Annotated in this window: 14 protein-coding genes; 6 read left to right on the forward strand and 8 right to left on the reverse strand. The window is 73.6% G+C overall.

The features are described 5' to 3' along the window. Positions 1-32: 32 nt before the first annotated feature. Together JOD48_RS08510 and JOD48_RS08515 are read right to left on the reverse strand one after the other, a co-directional pair. On the reverse strand, positions 33-893 hold the full coding sequence (locus JOD48_RS08510; protein ID WP_204808562.1) for a glutamate ABC transporter substrate-binding protein: 861 nt from the start codon (positions 891-893) through the stop codon (positions 33-35). Positions 894-1,119: 226 nt separating this feature from the next. Then, positions 1,120-1,953, reverse strand: coding sequence for an amino acid ABC transporter ATP-binding protein (locus JOD48_RS08515; RefSeq protein ID WP_191790637.1), 834 nt, complete (start codon positions 1,951-1,953; stop codon positions 1,120-1,122). Between the two features lie 278 nt (positions 1,954-2,231). On the opposite strand from JOD48_RS08515, the gene miaB reads away from it, so the two are divergent. Then, on the forward strand, positions 2,232-3,800 hold the full coding sequence (miaB, locus tag JOD48_RS08520; protein ID WP_239527792.1) for a tRNA (N6-isopentenyl adenosine(37)-C2)-methylthiotransferase MiaB: 1,569 nt from the start codon (positions 2,232-2,234) through the stop codon (positions 3,798-3,800). A 46-nt stretch (positions 3,801-3,846) separates the two neighbouring features. Here miaB and JOD48_RS08525 read toward each other — a convergent pair whose 3' ends face one another. Then, positions 3,847-4,350: a type III secretion system chaperone family protein gene (locus JOD48_RS08525; RefSeq protein ID WP_191790639.1), complete on the reverse strand. Its 504-nt coding sequence runs from the start codon at positions 4,348-4,350 to the stop codon at positions 3,847-3,849. Continuing rightward, positions 4,347-4,991 carry a type III secretion system chaperone family protein gene (locus tag JOD48_RS08530; RefSeq protein WP_225227000.1) on the reverse strand — a complete coding sequence of 215 codons (645 nt, stop codon included), beginning with the start codon at positions 4,989-4,991 and terminating at the stop codon, positions 4,347-4,349. The genes JOD48_RS08525 and JOD48_RS08530 overlap by 4 nt, the downstream gene beginning before the upstream one ends. Before the next feature lie 59 nt (positions 4,992-5,050). Between JOD48_RS08530 and JOD48_RS08535 the strand changes: the two genes are divergently transcribed. Next, on the forward strand, positions 5,051-5,719 hold the full coding sequence (locus JOD48_RS08535; protein ID WP_204808566.1) for a hypothetical protein: 669 nt from the start codon (positions 5,051-5,053) through the stop codon (positions 5,717-5,719). Between the two features lie 143 nt (positions 5,720-5,862). Here JOD48_RS08535 and JOD48_RS08540 read toward each other — a convergent pair whose 3' ends face one another. The 3 genes from JOD48_RS08540 to JOD48_RS08550 are packed head-to-tail and all read right to left on the reverse strand — an operon-like array spanning position 5,863 to position 10,390. Then, entirely contained in the window at positions 5,863-7,947 is a 2,085-nt protein-coding gene (locus JOD48_RS08540; RefSeq protein ID WP_204808568.1) for a hypothetical protein, read from the reverse strand. Next, on the reverse strand, positions 7,944-9,893 hold the full coding sequence (locus JOD48_RS08545) for an HSP90 family protein (RefSeq protein ID WP_204808570.1): 1,950 nt from the start codon (positions 9,891-9,893) through the stop codon (positions 7,944-7,946). The genes JOD48_RS08540 and JOD48_RS08545 overlap by 4 nt, the downstream gene beginning before the upstream one ends. Further along, positions 9,890-10,390, reverse strand: coding sequence for a type III secretion system chaperone family protein (locus tag JOD48_RS08550; RefSeq protein WP_204808572.1), 501 nt, complete (start codon positions 10,388-10,390; stop codon positions 9,890-9,892). The genes JOD48_RS08545 and JOD48_RS08550 overlap by 4 nt, the downstream gene beginning before the upstream one ends. Positions 10,391-10,583: 193 nt before the next feature. On the opposite strand from JOD48_RS08550, the gene miaA reads away from it, so the two are divergent. Both miaA and dapF read left to right on the forward strand, forming a co-directional pair. After that, the gene (gene miaA / locus JOD48_RS08555) at positions 10,584-11,537 is read left to right on the forward strand and encodes a tRNA (adenosine(37)-N6)-dimethylallyltransferase MiaA (protein ID WP_191790643.1); all 954 of its coding nucleotides are present in this window, start codon (positions 10,584-10,586) and stop codon (positions 11,535-11,537) included. Then, positions 11,534-12,517 carry a diaminopimelate epimerase gene (gene dapF, locus JOD48_RS08560; RefSeq protein ID WP_191790644.1) on the forward strand — a complete coding sequence of 328 codons (984 nt, stop codon included), beginning with the start codon at positions 11,534-11,536 and terminating at the stop codon, positions 12,515-12,517. Before miaA ends, dapF begins: the two co-directional genes overlap by 4 nt. Before the next feature lie 147 nt (positions 12,518-12,664). On the opposite strand, the gene JOD48_RS08565 is transcribed toward dapF, so the two are convergent. Next, positions 12,665-13,348, reverse strand: coding sequence for a class I SAM-dependent methyltransferase (locus tag JOD48_RS08565; protein WP_307824048.1), 684 nt, complete (start codon positions 13,346-13,348; stop codon positions 12,665-12,667). 235 nt (positions 13,349-13,583) lie between these two features. On the opposite strand from JOD48_RS08565, the gene hflX reads away from it, so the two are divergent. Both hflX and JOD48_RS08575 read left to right on the forward strand, forming a co-directional pair. After that, positions 13,584-15,113, forward strand: a complete 1,530-nt coding sequence (hflX, locus tag JOD48_RS08570) for a GTPase HflX (protein WP_191790646.1) — start codon at positions 13,584-13,586, stop codon at positions 15,111-15,113. Between the two features lie 91 nt (positions 15,114-15,204). After that, complete coding sequence (locus tag JOD48_RS08575; protein ID WP_307824049.1) at positions 15,205-17,262, forward strand: ATP-dependent DNA helicase; 2,058 nt, start codon at positions 15,205-15,207, stop codon at positions 17,260-17,262. The last annotated feature ends 53 nt before the right edge of the window (positions 17,263-17,315 follow it).

Genomic DNA, 17,315 nt, shown 5'->3' on the forward strand with positions numbered 1-17,315 from the left:
AGTGGCGCGGACCCGGCCCGGCAGCGGACCTGTCAGGCGCAGGCGTCCGGCGTCGGCGGGTTCTCCGAGGCGTTCGGGGTGTACCCGGTGCCCTCGGTGTTGGCCGTGATGGCCTCCTCCCACGACCCGTCCTCGATCATCTCGGTGATCGCGGCGTTGATGTCCTCGCACTTGTCGCTGCTCTGCGGGATCCCGACGCCGTAGAGCTCGGTCGAGAACGGCGCCCCGACGACCTTGACCTTGCCCTTGTTCGCGGGCTGCGCCGCGAGACCGGCCAGGATGATGTCGTCCGTGGTGACCGCGTCGACCTGGCCCGAGAGCAGAGCCGTGACGCACTCGGCGTAGCCCGGCTGCTCGAGGAGCTGGACTCCCGCGGCGTACTCGTCCTTGATCCGCTGGGCCGACGTCGAGCCCGTGACCGAGCAGAGGTTCTTGCCCTCGAGGTCCTCGGGTCCCTTGATGTCGGTGTTGTCCTCGGCGACGAGCAGGTCCTGCCCGGCGACGAAGTACGGGCCGGCGAACGCAACCGTCTCCTTGCGCTTGTCGGTGATCGAGTAGGTCGCGAAGATCATGTCGACCTGGTCGGTGCTCAGCAGCGTCTCGCGCTGGGCAGACGGCGCTTCCTTCCACTCGATCTGGTCCTCGGAGTAGCCGAGCTTCTCGGCGACGTAGCGAGCGACGTCGGTGTCGAACCCCGTGTAGGTGTCGCCCTCCTTGAAGCCGAGGCCGGGCTGGTCGAACTTGATGCCGATCGTGATCTTCTCTCCGCCGGCGCTGGCGGACGAGCCCTCGGTCGAGCCGCCGCCGTCGTCGCTGCCCCCGCACGCGCTCAGGGCGAGTGCGGCGGTCGCGGCGAGTGCGACGAGTCCTCCGGTACGGGTGCGTGTGCGCATGGTGTCTTCCCCTTCGTCGGTGCCGGGCCGTCACGGGAGTCCTGGTGGTCACCCGCTGCGGCCGGCGGTCGGTGCCGGTCGAGCTGTTCGGTTGCTGCAGGTGGGCCGGGCTCGTCGGTGAGCCCGGGGACCGTGGGGCGTGCGTGCTGCTGGGGACTGCTGGTCGAGAGACCGGGTAGTGGGGCTGGTCGGGCGGACGCGTCGGTGCGTCCGCGGTGCGAGGGTGTCAGTGGGTCAGGATCTTGGACAGGAAGTCCTGGGCGCGGTGGCTCTTCGGGTTCGTGAAGAACTCCTCGGGCGGTGCCTCCTCGACGATCTGGCCGTCCGCCATGAACACCACGCGGTGGGCGGCCTTGCGGGCGAAGCCCATCTCGTGGGTCACGACGATCATGGTCATGCCCTCCTTGGCGAGGGCGACCATGACGTCCAGGACCTCGTTGATCATCTCGGGGTCCAGCGCCGAGGTCGGCTCGTCGAAGAGCATGACCTTAGGGTGCATGGCCAGGGCCCGCGCGATGGCCACGCGCTGCTGCTGCCCACCCGAGAGCTGGGCCGGCATCTTGTCGGCCTGGTTGCCGATCCCGACGCGGTCGAGCAGCGCCAGGGCCTCCTTCTTGGCCTCCGCGGGCTTGGTCCGACGGACCTTCACCGGCCCGAGCGTCACGTTGTCGAGGATGGTCTTGTGGGCGAAGAGGTTGAACGACTGGAACACCATGCCGACGTCGGCTCGGAGCCTGGCGAGGTCCTTGCCCTCCTCCGGCAGCGGCTGTCCGTCGATCGCGATCGTGCCGGTGTCGATGGTCTCGAGCCGGTTGATGGCGCGGCACAGCGTGGACTTTCCCGAGCCCGAGGGGCCGATCACGACGAGCACCTCGCCGCGCCGGACCGTGAGGTCGATGTCCTGCAGGACGTGGAGGTCCCCGAAGTGCTTGTTGACCCCGTGGAGCTCGACGAGCGGAGCTCCGAGCTCGTCGTCACGCGAGGGCGCGTCGGGTGGTGGCGAAGGTGCGGTGGGCGACGCGTCGGGAGCGTCGCTCGGGGTGGTCGGTTGCGCGTCCATTTCATGAACCTAGGGGGCTTTTGTTGCGCACGCCACTGTTTCCGGCAACAGTTCGGCAACGGACGGGCAACAGATGCCCGGCTGGCGGCGAAAGAGAGTTTCGGTCCGGTGCCCGGCGCGCCGTACCCTTGACGGTGATGTTCTCCACCGCCCTCCGCCCCGAAGACAGCCCCGCAGCGGGTCCCGCCGACGTGCTCGCGGTCGACCCGCCGGGGGCCGCCGAGCCCGCAGCCGCGGATCCCGGCGGAGAGGTGCCCGCTGCGGCGCAGCGGACCTACATGGTCCGCACGCTCGGCTGCCAGATGAACGTCCACGACTCCGAGCACATGGCGGGCATGCTCGAGCAGGCCGGGTACACGCGGGCCGAGGCTGCCGACGAGGCCGCGCACCGCGCCGACGTCGTCGTCATCAACACGTGCGCGGTCCGGGAGAACGCGGCCACGCGCCTGTACGGCAACCTGGGGCAGCTCGCGTCGATCAAGGCCAAGCGGCCGGGCATGCAGATCGCGGTCGGTGGCTGCCTCGCGCAGAAGGACCGGTCGGGGATCGTCGAGAAGGCGCCGTGGGTCGACGTCGTGTTCGGCACGCACAACCTCGACGCGCTGCCCGTGCTCCTGGAGCGCGCCCGGCACAACGAGGCCGCGCAGGTCGAGATCGCCGAGTCGCTCCAGGTCTTCCCCTCGACCCTGCCGACCAAGCGCGAGTCCGTGTACGCGGGCTGGGTGTCGATCAGCGTCGGCTGCAACAACACGTGCACGTTCTGCATCGTGCCGCACCTGCGCGGCAAGGAGCGCGACCGGCGACCGGGCCAGGTCCTGGCCGAGGTCCAGGCGCTCGTCGACCAGGGCGCGATCGAGGTGACCCTGCTCGGGCAGAACGTCAACAGCTACGGCGTCGAGTTCGGCGACCGCGGCGCGTTCGCCAAGCTCCTGCGTGCGTGCGGCGAGATCGAGGGGCTCGAGCGCGTGCGCTTCACGTCCCCGCACCCGGCCGCCTTCACGGACGACGTCATCGCGGCCATGGCCGAGACCCCCAACGTCATGCCCCAGCTCCACATGCCGCTCCAGGCCGGGTCCGACCGCGTCCTGCGGGCCATGCGCCGCTCCTACCGGTCGGAGAAGTTCCTCGGGATCCTCGACCGGGTGCGGGCTGCCATGCCCGACGCGTCGATCACCACGGACCTCATCGTGGGCTTCCCCGGGGAGACCGAGGAGGACTTCGCCGAGACCCTGCGGGTCGTCGAGGCCTCACGCTTCTCCTCGGCCTTCACGTTCCAGTACTCGCAGCGCCCGGGGACCCCCGCGGCCACGCTCCCGGACCAGCTGCCCAAGGAGGTCGTGCAGGAGCGCTACGAGCGTCTCCAGGCGCTCCAGGACCGGGTCAGCGCCGAGGAGTCGGCCCGGCAGGTCGGTCGCACGGTCGAGGTCCTCGTGGCCGAGGGCTCGGGGCGCAAGGACGGTGCGACGCACCGTCTGACGGGTCGTGCCGCGGACAACCGTCTGGTCCATCTCGCCGTCCCGGACGAGGTCGTCGCGCTCATGGCCGGACGCTCCGACGCCGACGTCACGGCCGACGACCCGCGCCTCGCCGACGACCTGGACCCTCGGCTGCCCCGCCCCGGCGACATGGTCACGGTCGAGGTCACACGCTCCGCGCCGTACCACCTCGTCGCGGACTCGGTGCTCGACGGCGGCGTCTACGCGGTGCGCCGCACGCGCTCGGGCGACGCCTGGGTCGCGCGCGAGAAGACGCGCCTCGGTGGCGGCGACGACCACGGTCACTCGCACGGAGCGCCTGCGGCGGGCGGGCCCGTGAGCCTCGGCCTGCCGAGCCTGCGCCGCCCCTGAGCCGCCCCCCAGAGCTCGCGGGGACCCGGCAGCGGCGCACCCGGGCTCAGGTCGGCGGGAGCTGGCCGCCGATCGTCCCGAAGAGCTGTACCGCGGTGCCCAGCCCGCACGACACGATCTGGCCGAGCTGGTCGTCGGTCGCGCCCTGCTCGAGGTCGACCGACACCTCGGCGTAGACCGCGAGCCCCTGGCTCTCCTCACGGACGTAGACCTTGGGCCAGATGCGCTCGCGGTTCCAGTCGTTGACGGACTGCAGGAGAGCGAGCCGGGCCGTCACGGGCACCGTCGTCGACCAGCGTCCGCGGACCTGGAGGATCTCCTGGTGGTCGCCCAGGAGCAGGAACCAGAACCGGTTCCCGTCCCACGTGCCCGTGACGTCGCCGTCGTCGTCGATGCGGAAGTGGTAGCCGCGCCGCGACAGGTAGTCGCCGATGCGGCGGGTGGACAGCGGTGAGGGCACCTCGGCGTCGACGGGCACGTCCTCGACGGGCTTGGGCCGGTGGTTGCCGAACAGGCGCGCGAGCCAGCTCGTCCGGGGGGCGGGGCTCACGGTGCCGACCTCGCGGGGTCGGGGTAGAACTCGTCGAGGGCGTCGAAGAACATCGACCCCGTCGACAGGCCGCACTGCAGGAGCTGGTCGAGCTGGTCGTCGTTCACACCGTGCTCGAGGTCGACCGTGACCTCGGTGAACACGTGGACCATGCCGTTGTCGCGCACGCGCGTGTACGCCTTGGGCCAGATGCGGTCCGCGTTCCACTCGTTGCAGAACTCGAGGATCTCCTCGAGGCGCTCGATCGTGATGTCCCGGTTCCACTGGCCGCGGACCTGGAGGATCTCGTGGTGGGAGCCGAACAGCAGGAAGTAGAACAGCCGCCCGTGCCACAGCCCGCCCACGTCGCCCTCGGCGTCGATGAAGTAGCTGTACCCGGCGTCGGCGATCCACTCGAGGACGCGGGCGCGGTGCAGGGGGGTGGGGATCTTGTCGTGCTCGATGTCGGCGATCATGGTGCCGCCGAGCTCGCGGAGCAGGAGGCTCTCGACCGAGGCGTGCAGCGCGGCGTCGTCGAGCGGGGTGCCGGACGTCCCGCCGGCCTCGTCCCAGGCGTGCTCGTCGGGAGCGTCCTTCCTGCCCTGGTCGCCCGAGTCGTCTCGTCCTGCCTGGTGTCCCCGTCTGCCGCCGAAGAACCTCATGGGCCCACCCTACCCGCGCCCGCTGGGGATCGTCCTGCTCGCGGGGTAGCGTGGCGCGCGTGATCGTTCGCGCCGTCGCCCTGCCCGGTACCCCGTTGCTCGTCCCGGGCGTCGCGGGCGCCGCCGAGGTCCTCGCCGAGTCCCGCGCCCAGGCGCTCGACGCGCTCCGCGAGCTCGTGCAGGGCGCGCGGCGCGTCGTCGTCCTGGACTGCGGGGCTCGCCGGGCGGGGGACCGGCGAGGCGAGATGCGTCCAGGTCTGGAGGCGGCCGGGGTCGACCCGCGCTGGTGGGGCTGGGCCCCGCGAGCATCGGCCGCCGCGCTGCCCGTCGCGGGAGTCCCTGCCTCGGTCGCTCTCCTGGCCCTCGCCGCGGCGGGCTGGGAGGGCCCGGTCGAGGTCGTCGAGCTCGGCGCCGCGCCCGCCGCGGCCGCCGTCGGGCTCGTGCGCGACGTCCTGGCGGAGCCGGGCACCGGACTGGTCGTCGTCACCGGTGCGCGGTCCCCGCTGCCCGACGGCGCCGCGTACCCTGCGAGCGCGGGTGCGGCAGGCGGTTCCGCCGGGGGCGCGAGCGTGGCGGGCAGCACGGCAGAGGACGCGGTGCTCCGCGCGCTCGGCGAGGCCTGGGACCGCGAGGCCCGGCACGCGACGGGGGAGTACGAGGGACGCCTCTACGAGGTCGTGAGATTCCGGGTCCCCGCGGACGAGCAGGTCGCTACCGTGCCCCGGTGACCACTCCGCTGCGCGTCGTCCAGGGCGCAGCGGCACGCCGCGCAGGCGTCCGGCCGACGTGAACGCGTCCCCGGAGGCGCACCCGTGCGACGCACAGGTGTGCCGACCCGTCCGGGACGACCGGACCGGTCGGCACACCGGGGTCAGCGGCGGCTGACCGCGTCCGCCACCTGGCCTGCCTCGTCGTCACGACCCAGGCGGCGCAGGGCACCGACGAGCTCGTTGCCCACGAGCGCGCGAGAGGCCTGGTCGTGCGCGAGCCGGAAGCCGTCGAGAGCCGACTCGAGCGCGAGGACCGCGCTCTCGACGTCGCCCGCGTCGGCACGCGTGGTCCCGGCCAGCCAGAACGCGTGCGCCGCGCCGCCCAGGTCGCCCGCGCGGGCGTACTCCTCGGCGACGGCCTCGGCGGCCGAGGACGCACGGTCGTGCTCGCCGAGCGTGGCCAGGAGCCGGGCTCGCGTGTCGAGGAGCTCGCGGCGCTCGCGGGCGGCCCGCTCCTCCTCCGCCGCGGCGACCGCTCCGTCCGCAGGGCCGGTCCCGACGCCGGCGACCGCGGTGCCCGCAGTGCCCGCAGTGCCCGCGACGCCTGCGACGCCTGCTGAGCCCCCCGAGGTCCCGTCGACGACCGCGTCACCGGCCTCCGCAAGAGCCCTCTCGACGGCCGCGAGGCCTGCGGCCGCGGCACCCGCCCGCGCGGTGAGCCGGGCGTAGGCCCGTACGACCGGCCCCCGGTACGTGGGCCCGACGCCACCCGCACGCAGGAGCGCCACGGCGCGAGGGAAGGCCGCGAGGGCGCCCTCGACGTCCTGCTCGTCCGCCGCGAGCTGCGCGGCCTCGGCCAGCGCGAAGCCCGCCTCGTCGAGCGCGCCCTCGGCCTCGAGCAGTGCGGCGGCCTCCTGGTACAGGCCGGCGGCCCCCGCTGGGTCCTCGGACCTGACGTCCTCGGCCTGGGCCACGAGCGCCTGCGCGTCACCGGCCCGCGCGTCGTCGTCCTCGGAGGTGATCGCGGTGCTCGCGGTGAAGGCCGAGATGTCGGCGGGTCCGCCCGTCGCGGGGGCGGGCTCGGTGCTCCTCACCGGGGCCGCGGAGGTCCGGCTCGTCGCCGGGACGGGCGCTTCGGCCTGCGTGGTGCCGAGCACGCTCAGGCTCACAGGCAGGAGCGTGGGGGCGCTCGCCCACACCTCCTCGGTGCGTCGCGTCGTCGCGTCGGTGCCGTTGCGGGCGTCGAACGCGGCGGCGATCTCGCGGGCCTCGGTGCGCACCCAGGCGTCGAGCCCGGCGACCGTGGTCACCGGGACCTCGCGCAGGGCCACCCGGCGCTCGCCGTGCTCCGCCACGAGGATCGACGTCGCGGTCCCGACGCTGAGGAGGAACGACCAGCGGCCCCGCGGGGAGTCCGCCGTCACGAGGTGCTCCTGCTGCTCCACGATCCGGGTCAGGGCGCGCTCGACGTTGCCCGTCCGTGCGAGGAACTCGATGTGACGGCCCTGCGGCCCCTCCATCGAGACCCCGTTGTCGAGGTGCCGCAGGCCCCTGCGGTGGGTCGCGGCCGCCTTGTCGACGTCACCCGTCTCGAGGTAGGCGAGCTGGAGCCGGGAGAGCATGTCGCCCGGCTCGGTCGCGCACTCGGGCGAGCCCGCGAGGACGTGCTCCAGGAGACGGATGCCCTCGTCCAGGCGCCCGGCGTCGAACAGGTAGGCGGCGCGGTCGCCCGGTTCGCACGCCTCGCACTGCGAGAAGTCGTCCCGGGGGGTCGCGACCCACGCCTCGTACGCCGTCGCGGTGTCCTGCGTCCCGCGGGCACGAGCCCACTGGAAGCGAGACATCGTCACGGCGTTCATGCCGTTGCCCGCCACCGCGTACCGGCGCTCCATGTCGTCGAGCGTCCGCTCGATCTGCGCGGCCGGGACGGCGGGGAAGTCCATGAGGTTGCCGACCATCCACTTGAACGACCAGAACAGCGAGTGCGTGTCCTGCTCGTCGAAGTGCTCGGGGTGCTCGTCCCACCACCGCAGGAGCTGGGTGAAGGGCAGGTACGCCTTGGTGACCTCGTTGCCCCACACGTAGGACTCGACCAGCACGAACAGTGCGTACGCGCGGGCCTCGGCGGGGCCCTCGGCCGTGATCCGTTCGAGCTCTGCGGCGGCGGTGGTGCTCCGGGCGATGCCGTAGGGCATCTCGCGGACGTGGAACAGCGCTTCGTTGGCCTCGTGGACCGAGCGGGTCATCGGTTCTCCTCCAGGTGGGTCGTGCCGGGGCGCAGCGCACGGTCGAGCAGGACGCCGAGCGAGCCGTTCATGAGGGTGGCCTCGGAGGCCCGCAGGGGCCTGCCGGACAGCAGCAGGGCGGTGACGTACAGGGACTGGGCGCCGGCCTCGAGGACCTGCGGGTCCGTCGTCGCGAGCAGCGACCTGACGGTCTCGTTGGTGTCGTTGAGCACGAGCCGCCGGGAACGGGCCGGACCCGTGAGCCCGGCGAGGACCTGGCCCCAGACGTCGTCCGCCGCGTCCGCGGTGGCCTGCGCCTCGCGCTCGTGGTCGCCGTCCCGGTCGTGCAGGAGCATCGCGGGCAGGGCCGAGGGCTCGAACGCGCGCACGATCGCCTCGCAGTCGTGCGGTGCGAGCGCACCGTCGACGGCCCGGACGGCGTCGGCGACCTCGAGCTCGCGCAGCGGGTCGACCTCCAGGAGCGCCTGGGAGACGTCGGTCGAGGTCACGGGGGCGAGGCGCCACTGCGGGAAGCGCCGCGAGACGCGTTCGAGCAGGTCCGCGTCGTAGACGTACCCGCCGTTGACGAGCCCGAGCCCCTGGGCCGCCGCGACCGGCGCGACGCGCCGGAACTCCTCGACGCTCGGGGTCCACAGGAGGCGGGCCCCCTCGGGCAGGGTGGCGGCCAGGTCCGTGAGCGTGCCCGTCCCTTCGGTGGTCTCGAAGGGAAGGACCCGGGCCGCGAGGTCGAGCATGTCGTCGTCCTGGAGGGCGAGCGCCCGGACGGCGAGGTGGTGCACACGCAGGAACGCACGGCTCGTGGGGGAGTGCTCGGCCAGCGTGGCGAGCGCCCACGCCCGGACCTGGGCGCCGAGGGCCTCGCGCGTCGCGAGCAGCACCTCGTCCTCGTAGAGCCCCTCGCGCGACGCGGTGGGGCGCAGCGCGGAGGCGTCCAGGACACAGCGGACGAAGAAGGCCCACGGGGGCAGGAGGTCGTCGACCCGCGTCCCCAGGAGCATGCGCTTGAGGTACACGCGGTGGCTCGACGGGGTCGTGGGCGAGACCGCGGCGGGCAGGACGTACGCGACGCCGGTCAGGCCTGCGAGGGGCAGGTCGAGGTCGATGCGCGCGAGCGGCGTGAAGCCGAGCGTCTGCTCGGCGTACCGGGTCAGGGCCGCCTCGCGCTCGGCGGACGACGCGTGCTGTTCCTTCCACGGGAGGTCCTTGCCGCTGAGCCGGCGCCAGACCGTGGGGGAGTCGACACCCGTCGCAGGGGTGGCCTCCGCGGCGACCGGGTCGACCCCGGACCCGGGGGACCCGTCCGTACCGTCGGTCGGGTCCAGGTCGAGACGGACCTCGACCTGGAGGTCGACAGGGAGCAGCGACCCGAAGTCCTGCGCGAGCGCCGTGACGGTCTCCGGGGCGAGCCAGTGCTCCATGTCGCGGCGCGGACGCAGGCGGACGATGCTGCCCGGCCCTTCCGGGACCGCTGAGTCCTCGCCCAGCACCTCGGCCAGCTCGTAGCTGCCGTCGGCGAACCCGCGCCAGCGCACCGGAGCGGGGGCTGCGCCGTCGGGCAGGGGGCGCGCCGAGCGGGACGTGAGCTCGATCTCGTCGGCGACCATGAACGCGGACAGCAGTCCGATGCCGAACTGGCCCAGGAACTCCTCGCGGCCCGTGCCGAGCTCGACGTCGCGCTTGGAGCTGCGACCGATCGTGGCCAGCAGCTCGCCGGCCTCGGCGAGCGTCAGTCCCACCCCGGAGTCCGCGACCTCGAGCCCGCCGTCGGGCAGCGGCCGCAGCCGGATCGTCGCCGGGGCGTCCTCGCCGGCGAGCCCGCGTCGCGCGGTGATCGCGTCCACCCCGTTCTGCAGGAGCTCGCGCAGGTACACGCGCGGGCTCGAGTACAGGTGGCGTGCCAGCAGGTCGACGACCCCGTGCAGGTCGACCTGGAACGTGCTCGTCACAGCGGCAGGTCCTCGACGAAGACGTTCGCGTCGTCCGCGTCCGCGTCCGGGTCGGGGAAGCGCTCGTCGAGCTGCTCGAAGAACTGCAGCCCCGAGTACAGCCCGCACTCGACGAGCTGGCCGAGCTGGTCGTCCGCCGCGCCGTGCTCCAGGTCGGTCGACACCTCGGTGTAGACCGCCACGTGCTCGCCCTCGACGCGCGTGTACACCTTGGGCCAGATCCTGCTCTGGTTGAACTCGTTGGCGACCGAGGTCACCCGGGCCTCGTCGGCGACCGGGAGCGTGCGGTTCCACCGTCCGCGGACCTGCAGGATCTCGTCCTTGCTCCCCATCACGAAGAAGTAGAAGACGTTCCCGTCCCAGCCTCCGCCGAGGTCGCCGTCGTCGTCGACCCCGTAGTTCCAGCCCTTGCCCGCCAGGAAGGCCTCGACCCGGTCGCGCGACAGCGGAGCGTTGGGAGTCTGGGTCGTGTCGCCGGGCTTGGTGAAGTAGCTCATGTCTCGTTCCTCGTCGTCGGTTGCCGCTGCGGTGCGGCGGCGAAGGCCGTGCGGGCGGGCTGCATGCCCCTGTCCGCCCACCCTGAGGAGCCTACGCACGTCCACCCACACCGGGACAGGGTGGATTTGTCCGACCGGGCCGAGCACCCCGGCCGGTCGGGGGGCGGGCAGGATCGCCGGGTACGGTTCTCGGATGCTCATCGTCGCCGTCGTCGGCCCCACCGCGACCGGGAAGTCGGACCTCGCCCTCGACCTCGCGCAGGCCCTGGCCCCTGCCGAGATCGTCAACGCCGACGCCTACCAGCTCTACCGCGGCTTAGACGTCGGGACCGCGAAGGTGCCCGTCGACGAGCGGCGGGGGATCGTCCACCACCAGCTCGACGTGCTCGACCCCACGAAGGACGCGTCGGTCGCCGACTACCAGGCCGCGGCCCGCGCCGACCTCGACGCGATCGTCGCGCGCGACGCCCGCCCGGTCGTGGTGGGCGGGTCGGGGCTGTACGTGCGCGCGCTCCTCGACGAGATGAACTTCCCCGGCACGGACCCGGACGTCCGCGTCCGGCTCGAGGAGCGCGCCGAGCGGGAGGGGACCAGGGCCCTGCACGCCGAGCTCGCCCGGCTGGACCCCGCGGCCGCGACGTCGATCGGCCCGTCGAACACCCGGCGCATCGTGCGGGCGCTCGAGGTCATCACGATCACGGGCGAGCCCTTCACGGCGAACCTGCCGCGCCAGGAGTACGTCCGCCCGGCCGTGCAGATCGGGCTCGACTGCGACCGCGAGACGCTCGACGCACGCGTCGCGGGGCGCGTCGAGCGCATGTGGGCCGGCGGCCTGCTCGACGAGGTCCGCACGCTCGCGCCGCACCTGGGCCGCACCGCGGCCCGCGCGGTCGGTTACGCGGAGGTGCTCGCGCACCTGCGCGGGGAGATCTCGGCCGACGAGGCGCGCGAGCAGATCACCGCGAACACGCGCCGGCTGGCGCGCAAGCAGATGGGGTGGTTCGGCCGCGACCCGCGCGTGCACTGGCTCGACGCGCAGTCGCCCACGCTGCTCGCCGACGCGCTCGAGATCGTCCGGGCCGCCGACGACGGCACCCTGGACGCGCGCACGGACGAGCGGCCGACGCGCCGTAGTCTGGGCTCATGAGCCCCACGCCGCCCCGTGACAAGACCCGTTTCGCCAAGGGCCACGGGACCCGCAACGACTTCGTCCTGATCGCCGACCTCGAGGGCAGCCGCGACCTCGACGCCGACCAGGTCCGGGCGCTCGCGGACCGCCGGTCCGGGATCGGCGGCGACGGAGTGATCCGCCTCGTCCCCACGGCCTACGTGCCCGAGTCCGCGCAGGTCCTCGCGGAGGACCCCGACGCGATCTGGTTCATGGACTACCGCAACGCCGACGGCTCGATCGCCGAGATGTGCGGCAACGGGGTGCGGGTCTTCGCGGCCTTCGCCGAGCGGCTCGGGCTCGTGGACCTCGCCGCCGCCGAGGTCCGGCCCGGGGCCGACGACGCGCAGGAGGCGCTCGCCGCTTCCCGCGTCCTCGCGGTCGGCACCCGTGCGGGCGTCAAGTACGTGCGCAAGGAGGCGAACGGCTGGTACGCCGTGGACATGGGTCCGTGGTTCCTGCCGGGCGGACGCACGGCGCTCGACGAGGGCTTCGACGCCGCGGTCGCGATCTCGGGCTGGGAGGTCCCGCGCCCCGCGCTGAGCGTCGACCTGGGCAACCCGCACACGGTCCTCGCGCTGCCGCAGGAGGACGAGCTCGAGGCCGCCGACCTCACGCAGGCACCGACCGTCTCGCCCGAGCCTCCGCACGGCACCAACGTCGAGCTCGTCGTCCCGCTCGGCGAGGAGGTCTCGGTCGACGGGACGGTCGTCGGACGGCTGCGCATGCGCGTGCACGAGCGCGGCGTGGGCGAGACCGAGTCCTGCGGGACGGGTGCGTGCGCCGCGGCGCTCGCGGTCCGCGCGTGGGGTGGGCCGTCCTCGCCCGACGTGTGGCTCGTGGACGTGCCGGGCGGCACGGTGCGCGTGACCGCGCTCGAGGGTGGCCGCGTCGAGCTCGCGGGCCCGGCCGAGATCGTGTTCGGGGCGGAGATCGACCTGGCGGCCTTCTCCCGCTGACCGCGGCGCTGCGCTGGCCACGGCGCTGCGCTGGCCACGGCACGGCGCTGGCCACGGCACGGCGCTGGCCACGGCACGGCGCTGGCCACGGCACGGCCGAGCATCATGACGGGGCCCGACGGCGTCGCGCACCGGTGCGCTCGGCGCTCAGCCGGCGCGCGCGACCTCGAGGACGCGGAACCCCTTGGCGCTCGCGAGCTTGCTCACCGACAGCTCGTCCTCGAGGTGCTCGTCGAGCCAGGCCATGAGCGAGTCCGCGCCGAGGTTGCGCTGCACCACGAGGTAGGCCTCGGCGCCGGGCTCGAGGCGCGGCAGCCAGTGCAGCAGCATGTCGTGCAGCACGTCCTTGCCGACCCGGATGGGCGGGTTGGACCAGATCGCGGCAAACCGGACCTCCTCGGGGACGTTCTCGGGGCGGACCGCTCGGACGTTCTCCAGGCCGAGGCGGGCGGCGTTGCGTCGCACCAGGTCGAGCGCGCGCTCGTTGACGTCGACGGCCCAGACGGTCGCGCCGGGCGCCTCGAGCGCCATGGTCAGTGCGACCGGGCCCCAGCCGCAGCCGAGGTCCAGGAGGTGAGCGGCGCCGTCGGGCCCGGGCGTCACGGGCGGCAGGGCCGGGACCGAGCGCAGGAGGACCTGCGTGCCGAGGTCGAGCCGCCCGGGCGAGAAGATGCCGGACGCGACCTCGACCGTGACCTCGCGACCCGCGAGCCGGACCGTGAGCTCGCGGCGCTCCTCGGCGGACGCGGGCTGCGCCGTGAAGTAGTGGTCGGGGGAGGGCTCGGGCGTCGTGCCGGGCGTCGCGTCGGCAGGCAGATCGGGTGGCGTCACGAGGACAGATCCTATCGGCCGGTCCCCGGCCGCCGTGGTGGCCGGTCCTCCCGGGCGGCCGGTCGGCGCTGCGCCGTGAGACGAAACGCGGCCGCGCAGGGCGAATTGGTTCGCGTCGGGACGATCCGGCGTGCCACGCTTGTTGTACGACATGCCGACCGGAGCGACTCCGGCCGGACCGACCGGCCCAGGTCGCACGGACCCGGTGCCCGGACCCTCAGCTGAAAGGCGGCCCATGACCCAGACCCCCGCGAACCCCACCCCTGAGACCGAACCGGAGACCGCGCGCCCCGAGCGCGACATCGCCGGGGACGTCGTGGCACGGGTGCTCGCACGGGCGGGTACCGCGCGCGCCGAGGGAGGCACCCAGCACTCCGTCTACGACGGGGAGCAGCTCGAGCTCGCCGAGCGCACCGCGCTGCGACGGGTCGCCAACCTGTCGACCGAGCTCGAGGACGTCACCGAGGTCGAGTACCGGCAGCTGCGGCTCGAGAAGGTCGTGCTCGTGGGCCTGTACAGCGGCAGCGGCGAGGCCGCGGCGACCGAGGCCGAGGTCTCGCTGCGCGAGCTCGCGGCCCTCGCGGAGACGGCGGGCTCCCAGGTCCTCGACGGCGTGCTCCAGCGCCGGCAGAAGCCGGACCCCGGCACCTACCTCGGCTCGGGCAAGGCCGAGGAGCTCGCGTCCGTCGTGGCGGTGAGCGGCGCGGACACCGTCGTGATCGACGGCGAGCTCGCCCCCTCGCAGCGCCGCGCGCTCGAGGACATCGTCAAGGTCAAGGTCGTCGACCGGACCGCGCTGATCCTGGACATCTTCGCCCAGCACGCGAAGTCCCGGGAGGGCAAGGCGCAGGTCGAGCTCGCGCAGCTCGAGTACCTCCTCCCGCGTCTGCGTGGGTGGGGTGAGTCGATGTCCCGGCAGGCCGGTGGCCAGGTGGGCGGGGCGGGCGCAGGCATGGGCTCGCGTGGCCCCGGTGAGACCAAGATCGAGCTCGACCGGCGCCGCATCCGCGACCGCATGACCAAGCTGCGCCGCGAGATCGCCGCGATGGCGCCGGGCCGCGAGACCAAGCGGTCCTCGCGCAAGCGCCACGCCATCCCGTCGGTCGCGATCGCGGGCTACACCAACGCCGGCAAGTCGAGCCTCCTCAACGCCCTCACGGGCGCGGGCGTGCTCGTCGAGAACGCCCTGTTCGCGACCCTCGACCCCACGGTCCGCCGCGCGCAGACCGAGGACGGGCGCGTGTACACGCTCGCCGACACGGTCGGGTTCGTGCGGTCCCTGCCGCACCAGCTCGTCGAGGCGTTCCGCTCGACGCTCGAGGAGGTCGGCCAGGCCGACCTGCTGCTCCACGTCGTCGACGCGTCGCACCCCGACCCCGAGGGGCAGATCGCGGCCGTCCGCCACGTGCTGGCCGACATCCCGGGCATCGACCAGGTGCTCGAGGTCGTCGTGCTGAACAAGGTCGACGTCGCGGACCCCGACGTCGTCGCACGCATCCGGGGGCGCGAGCGCCGCACGATCCTCGTCTCGGCGCACACCGGGCAGGGGATCGAGGACCTGCTCCAGCTCATCTCCGACGAGCTGCCGCGCCCCGACGTCTCGATCGACGTCGTGGTGCCCTACCACCGCGGCGACCTGGTCAACCGCGTGCACCTCACGGGCGAGATCGACCTCGAGGAGCACGTCGAGACCGGGACGCGCCTGCTGGGCCGGGTCGACGAAGGGCTCGCGCTCGAGCTCAACGCGGTCGCGGTCCGGGCCTGAGGTCGCGTCCGCCGGACCGGGCACGCGCCCGGCCCGGCGGAACCACGGGGGCGCGCCCGGCCGTGTCGGTGGCCCCACGTAGACTTCCGGGGTGCCCGAGGAGACCACCACCACCCTGACCACGGGCCCCGCGACCCCTGACGTCGAGGAGCTGCTCGACCTCGCCGTCGGCGCGCTGGGCGGCGGCCGCCGCGCAGGGCAGCACCAGATGGCCGTGAACGTCGCGCGGACGATCGACGGCTCGGGCGGCCCCGACCACCTGCTGGTCCAGGCCGGGACGGGCACCGGCAAGTCGCTCGGTTACCTCGTGCCCGCCGTCCGCCACGCAGTGTGCGAGGACGAGCGCGTCATCGTCTCGACCGCGACCCTCGCCCTCCAGCGTCAGATCATCACGCGCGACCTGCCGCTCGTGGCCCAGGCGGTCGCGGACCGGTTGCCGCGTCCACCACGCATCGCGCTCCTCAAGGGCTGGCACAACTACCTGTGCCAGCACAAGATCGAGGGCGGCTACCCGGCCGACGAGCCCACGTTGTTCGACCTGCCCACGGGCGGCGAGCGGGCGGGCGTCGCCGAGCACCCTGCACCTGGAGCGGCGTCGGGGGCCGCGGCACTGGGCGAGCAGGTCGTGCGGCTGCGCGAGTGGGCGCAGGAGACCACGACCGGGGACCGGGACGACCTCGTCCCGGGCGTTTCCGACAAGGCCTGGCGGCAGGTCTCGGTCACGGCGCTCGAGTGCCTGGGCGCCAAGTGCCCCCTCATCGACGACTGCTTCCCCGACCAAGCGCGCACGAGCGCGCGTGAGGCCGACGTCGTCGTGACCAACCACGCGATGCTGGGCATCGCCGCGTCGGGATCGCCCGGTGTGCTGCCCGAGCACGGCGTCGTCGTCGTCGACGAGGCCCACGAGCTCAGCGACCGCGTCACGGCCGCCGCGACCGCGGACCTGTCGGTGCCCATCATCGAGCACGCCGCTCGCCTCGCCCGCCGCCACGGAGGAGTCCAGACGACCGACCTCGACCTCGCGACCGGGGCGTTCGGGACCGTCGTGACCTCGCTCCCCGCGGAGCGCTTCCCCGACGGCCTGCCCGACGACGCGCGCTCGGCCGTCGCGGCCGTCCGTGACGCGGCCCGCACCGTGCTGAGCGCGCTCAAGCCCGACACCTCGGGGGGCCCGGGGGCCCAGCCGGACACCGGGATGAAGATGGCCCAGGCGACCATGCTCCAGGTCTTCGAGATCGCCGAGCGCATGGCCCAGGACCCCACGGGGCACGACGTCCTGTGGTGCTCGCGCGCGGGCGACGACGGACGGTGGAGCGGGGACGGCGTGAGCAAGCTGCACGCCGCGCCCCTCGCGGTCGCAGGCCTCATCCGCACGCACCTCCTGACCGAGCGCACGGGCGTCTTCACGTCGGCGACGCTCGCGCTCGGCGGCACGTTCGACCCCGTGGCCCGCTCGCTGGGCCTCGACGACGACGGCGCCACCTGGACCGGCGTGGACGTCGGCAGCCCGTTCGACTACCCCCAGCAGGGCATCCTCTACATCGCCAAGCACCTGCCGCAGCCCGGCCGGGAGGCCGCCACGGACGGACAGCTCGACGAGATCGCCGACCTCATCACCGCCGCAGGCGGCCGCACCCTCGGGCTCTTCTCGTCGCGGCGAGCGGCGCTCGCGGTCGCGGAGGCCATGCGCGAGCGCCTCGACGTCCCGATCCTGTGCCAGGGCGACGACCAGCTCCCGACGCTCGTCAAGGAGTTCGCCGCAGACCCCGCGACGTGCCTGTTCGGCACGCTCTCGTTGTGGCAGGGCGTGGACGTCCCCGGGCCGAGCTGCCAGCTCGTCCTGATCGACCGGATCCCCTTCCCGCGGCCCGACGACCCGGTGAAGTCGGCCCGCGCGAGAGCGGTCGAGGCCGCGGGCGGCAACGGCTTCATGCAGGTCTCGGCCAACCACGCCGCGCTGCTGCTCGCGCAGGGCGCCGGACGGCTCATCCGGTCGACGGCCGATCGAGGCGTCGTCGCGGTCCTCGACCCGCGTCTGGCGACCGCTCGCTACGGCTCCTACCTCACGAAGTCGATGCCGGACTTCTGGACCACGACGGACCGACGTGTCGTCCTCTCTGCGCTCGAGCGCCTGTCCGCCCTAGGCTGAGACCTGGTAGTCCACGCGACGGACGTCGTGACGCTCGTGCAGCGACCGACGTC

Source organism: Oerskovia paurometabola, assembly GCF_016907365.1.
In the GTDB taxonomy this organism is placed as follows: Bacteria; Actinomycetota; Actinomycetes; order Actinomycetales; family Cellulomonadaceae; genus Oerskovia; species Oerskovia paurometabola.

Coding starts and splice junctions, on each gene's coding strand:
- JOD48_RS08510 (WP_204808562.1), bottom strand. CDS start 893: ATGCGCACACGCACCCGTACCGGAGGACTCGTCGCACTCGCCGCGACC.
- miaA (WP_191790643.1), top strand. CDS start 10,584: ATGCTCATCGTCGCCGTCGTCGGCCCCACCGCGACCGGGAAGTCGGAC.
- JOD48_RS08550 (WP_204808572.1), bottom strand. CDS start 10,390: ATGAGCTACTTCACCAAGCCCGGCGACACGACCCAGACTCCCAACGCT.
- JOD48_RS08530 (WP_225227000.1), bottom strand. CDS start 4,991: ATGAGGTTCTTCGGCGGCAGACGGGGACACCAGGCAGGACGAGACGAC.
- JOD48_RS08540 (WP_204808568.1), bottom strand. CDS start 7,947: ATGACCCGCTCGGTCCACGAGGCCAACGAAGCGCTGTTCCACGTCCGC.
- miaB (WP_239527792.1), top strand. CDS start 2,232: ATGGTCCGCACGCTCGGCTGCCAGATGAACGTCCACGACTCCGAGCAC.
- JOD48_RS08515 (WP_191790637.1), bottom strand. CDS start 1,953: ATGGACGCGCAACCGACCACCCCGAGCGACGCTCCCGACGCGTCGCCC.
- hflX (WP_191790646.1), top strand. CDS start 13,584: ATGACCCAGACCCCCGCGAACCCCACCCCTGAGACCGAACCGGAGACC.
- dapF (WP_191790644.1), top strand. CDS start 11,534: ATGAGCCCCACGCCGCCCCGTGACAAGACCCGTTTCGCCAAGGGCCAC.